This is a genomic window from Sporosarcina sp. P29 (assembly GCF_002743265.1).
Classification (GTDB): domain Bacteria; phylum Bacillota; class Bacilli; order Bacillales_A; family Planococcaceae; genus Sporosarcina.
This window is the reverse complement of record NZ_PDYX01000044.1, coordinates 1-4167: the sequence shown is the minus strand read 5'-3', so window position 1 is coordinate 4167 and position 4167 is coordinate 1. Positions and strand designations below refer to the sequence as shown.

Below are 4167 nucleotides of genomic sequence, written 5' to 3'. Positions count from 1 at the left end.
GATCCGATGTCATTGGAAAACAGATCACTAAAAACGTTGTATAGTGAAGGGCTTTATGATGACAATGAAAAAAAGTGGCAAGAAGCCTTTCCATTAAAAGAGCAGTTTGAAAAGAAGAAACAGGTAGTAGAACAGTAATGTCAAAACATTATACCTTTTAATTCTGTGGTTAAGGAGTGAGAAACAATGACGAAGTATACGATTGTTGATCAAGAAACATGCATTGCTTGCGGTGCTTGTAGTGGAGTCGCACCCGATATATATGATCATACCGATGATGGTATATCCTACGTAACTCTTGATCAGAATGAAGGGGTGGTAGAAGTACCAGAGGATCTATTTGATGATTTAGAAGATGCATATGAAGGTTGTCCAAGTGAGTCAATCAAAATTTCAGATAAACCATTCCATGGAAATCCAGTGAAATATGAAGAGGCTATGTAATATCGGATATTTAAAAAAGTTGAAAACTAATGATTACTATTGAAGTTATTCGATTTCAAGAGTAATTGTAATTGATGAAACTATAACATTTTTATGCATATAGAAAAATGGTGAATGGGGTGTTAAAATGTACGCAGAAGATGAAGTTTTTGATATTACGATAATTGGCGGAGGACCAGTTGGATTATTTACGGCATTTTACGCTGGACTTCGTCAGGCGCGAGTGAAAGTAATTGAAAGTTTGCCGCAGCTAGGCGGTCAACTTTCTGCTTTATATCCTGAAAAGTATATTTACGACGTAGCAGGTTTTCCTAAAATTACTGGCCAAAAATTAGTTGATAATTTAACAGAGCAAATGTATCATTTCAATCCGGTGATAGCTCTAAATGAAGCAGTTGAAAAACTGGAAAAGCAATCTGATGGAGTATTTAAGATAACAACAAATAGTACAGATCATTTCTCGAAGACAATTATTATTACAGCAGGAAATGGTGCATTTAATCCCAGGAAACTTGGTTTGGAAACAGCAGACAAATACGAAGGGAAAAATCTGCATTACTTTGTAAGTGATATGCAGAAATTTGCTGGAAAAAAGGTTCAGCTATTTGGAGGCGGAGATTCAGCAGTTGATTGGGCACTCATGCTTGAGCCGATAGCAAAGGAGGTAACGCTTACACATAGACGCGATAAATTCCGTGCCCATGAACACAGTGTGGAATTGCTAAAGAACTCCCAAGTTAAGGTTATGACTCCTTATGTGCCACTAGATTTTATTGGTGAAGACCAGATTGAACATGTCGTACTCGAACATGTAAAAGGGGAAGGAACAAAAAGCGTCGAAGTCGATGACGTAATCGTAAACTATGGATTTATTTCCTCGCTAGGTTCAATAAAGAATTGGGGACTTGAAATTGAAAAGAACAGTATAGTAGTCAATTCAAAAATGGAGACAAATATTGCTGGAATTTATGCTGCTGGGGATATTTGTACATATGAGGGGAAAGTGAAGCTAATCGCTACTGGTTTTGGAGAAGCCCCTACGGCAGTTGGTAATGCAAAAGTATATATCGATCCCAGTTCGAAAGTACAAGCCCCTCATAGCACGAGTGTTATGGGAGAAAGTGAAGATAAAATAGTTTCTGTTACACTTTAATGAAAGAAATAAAAAAATTAATCGAAACGAGGTTTATCTCGATTCTGATTGATTTTTTTTTGCGGTATGTTTGCTAGTTTAGTATTTCTAGTAGATATTCGTTTTCTAATATGGTCAAAGGAGAGAATTATATTGATTACTAAAATTGAACATATAGCAATTGTTGTGAAAGATATGGAAGAATCCATTTTATTTTATTCGGAAGTATTTGGTTTTCAAGTACGTTTAAGAGGTGAAAACCCAAATCGCGAAATGGCATTTTTATATTTGGGAACACAACCCGATACCGAGATAGAATTAATTAGAGAAATTGAACCAATAAGTGAATATACAAGAAGTGGGATTGTAAATCATCTTGCTTTTACAGTGGAGGACATTGATCAATCTATTCAACATTTTGAAAGTAAAGGGATTAATTTTATATCAAGTGTTCCACAACCAACGCTTGAAGGGGGCCGCATGATTTTATTTAATGGTCCGAACGATGAACTCTTACAATTGGTGGAGCGAATAAACGCTTAAATGAAGGTAGGGTATGCCAATTTCCGTAAACTCAATTTGAAATATATACAATTAGAAATTTGGCAAGGTGTTAAATATATAATGAAAGAGATTTAACCTTCTACCAATTAGTTGCACGTAGTTGAGGAATAGATAAATATTTAATATGAGAGTGTCTGGAATCCCAAAAGTGATTACAAGTACCGGTAATGGTGGTACAAGGTATTGCTCTAAGGTGTCAGGCGCTTTTTTAGTTGTTCTATCATTTGTGTACTAATAATACAGAACATTCTATTTTTTTAAGCCTAATGAGCAGTAGTTTAAATATTGAGAATGCTTTAATATGAAAAATAGATAAAATTATTAATCTAAGATGCTGTATAAGCTTTTGCACAACTCATATTGGTTTTTCAGATAATTCGATTGTGGTTATTTCAGTAATAGATTAATAGCCTTTATTATTAACAGTGAAATTTGAACATTATGACGTGAAACAATTTAGTAATGGGGAGGAATTAAAATATGACAATTCAAATAAAAGACCAAAAACAAAATCAGCTAGATCAAGTTTTGACAGAAATTCGTGCTCGACGTGAAGAATTCGAACAAAAAAGACATGTACCAAAGGATATGATAGCACAACTAAAAAAACTAGGCGTTTATAGCGCGCATTCACCGCGGTGTTTTGATGGAGATGGAAGCTCGCCAATGGAGTTCCTTAAATTGATTGAAAGAATCTCCGAAGCGGATGGCTCGGCTGGTTGGGTAGCAAGCTTTGGTTCTGCTGCAGTCTATCTTGCAGCTTTACCAAAAGAGACACTTGTTAAACTCTATGCAAATGGTCCAAACGTGGCATTCGCAGGTGGTTTATTTCCAGTTCAACCAGCAAAGAGGGTGAACGGTGGATGGGTTGTTAACGGTCTTTGGAAGTTTGCTAGTGGATGTAAAGGGGCTGACATTCTTGGTGTTGGTATAGGAACTGGAGAAGGCGGTAAACCACTCACAGCTGTACTAAAGCCAGAAGATGTTGAAATTATTGAGAACTGGGAAGTAATCGGAATGCGTGGAACTGGAAGTCATGATTTGCGCGTAAAGGATGTTTTTGTTCCAGATGAATGGACATTCGTTCGAGGCGGGACTCCAACTATTGCAGAGCCAATCTCCCAATTTCCATCTATTGCCTACGCCGCGCAAGTACTAGCAGTGGTTAATCTTGGGGTAGCGCGAGCTGCACTTGATGAAATTACTCTGATGGCAGGTCGTTCAGGTATCACAGGTGCACCGAAAATGGCGGATAGAGCATACGTTCGAATATCAGTTGCTAAAGCAGAAGCTAGGCTAAGATCAGCACGCGCATTTTTCTACGAAGCCACTGAATCCGCTTGGGAATCAATTCTAAAAGGCGAGGGGGTTTCTGCAGACCAAACAAGCACGCTACGTTTGGCAGCCGCCCATGCTGCACGCGAAGGTGCAAGCGCTGTACAATCAGCTTATTTGCTTGCAGGTACTTCAGCTATTTACGACGGACATCCGTTGCAACGATACCTTCGCGATGCGATGGTCGTCACTCAGCATGCGTTCCTGAACGAAAGCATGTACGATGGGGCAGGGTCAATCCACTTAGGCGCACCACCTATGAAAGGTTTTATTTGATGATAGTACTTAAGATATCTTAAGTATCCCGTATATTAATGTATTTTAAACAACTAAGCAGGTACTATCCACAGAGATACAAGAAATAAGAGCGACGAGCATGTTGTGAATCTAAATGATTCAACGCTATAAATACTAACTAACAAACATCTCTAAATGAAAACGCTGTCATTTATAGAGTCGAAAATATTTAATCATCGATAGTCGTTCTTGAATAGTTTTCACTTGATATCAGAGTATTGCGTCAGAGAAATTACAAATAAAAATTTAGGGGGAAATACGATGTTAACACCAGAAGATAATCAATTACTAACTCAAACAAATGCAGGCACACCCATGGGTGACGTGTTTCGGAGATATTGGATACCAGCACTTCAAACAGAGGAGTTGGTAAGTGATGGAAAGCCACAACGCGT

General features: G+C 37.8%; 4 protein-coding genes. All 4 read left to right on the top strand.

The window, feature by feature from the left end:
• Positions 1–186 precede the first annotated feature (186 nt).
• Positions 187–444: a ferredoxin gene (locus CSV68_RS16360; RefSeq protein WP_099662659.1), complete on the top strand. Its 258-nt coding sequence runs from the start codon at positions 187–189 to the stop codon at positions 442–444.
• A 127-nt stretch (positions 445–571) separates the two neighbouring features.
• Complete coding sequence (locus CSV68_RS16355; RefSeq protein ID WP_099662658.1) at positions 572–1597, top strand: NAD(P)/FAD-dependent oxidoreductase; 1026 nt, start codon at positions 572–574, stop codon at positions 1595–1597.
• A 132-nt stretch (positions 1598–1729) separates the two neighbouring features.
• Positions 1730–2119, top strand: coding sequence for a VOC family protein (locus tag CSV68_RS16350; RefSeq protein WP_099662657.1), 390 nt, complete (start codon positions 1730–1732; stop codon positions 2117–2119).
• Between the two features lie 501 nt (positions 2120–2620).
• A complete protein-coding gene (locus CSV68_RS16345) occupies positions 2621–3751 on the top strand; it encodes an acyl-CoA dehydrogenase family protein (RefSeq protein ID WP_099662656.1) in 1131 nt (376 codons plus the stop codon).
• Positions 3752–4167 lie beyond the last annotated feature (416 nt).

What these genes read in the sequence shown, in the direction of transcription:
- CSV68_RS16360 (WP_099662659.1), top strand. Translation starts at nt 187, where the DNA reads ATGACGAAGTATACGATTGTTGATCAAGAAACATGCATTGCTTGCGGT.
- CSV68_RS16355 (WP_099662658.1), top strand. Translation starts at nt 572, where the DNA reads ATGTACGCAGAAGATGAAGTTTTTGATATTACGATAATTGGCGGAGGA.
- CSV68_RS16345 (WP_099662656.1), top strand. Translation starts at nt 2,621, where the DNA reads ATGACAATTCAAATAAAAGACCAAAAACAAAATCAGCTAGATCAAGTT.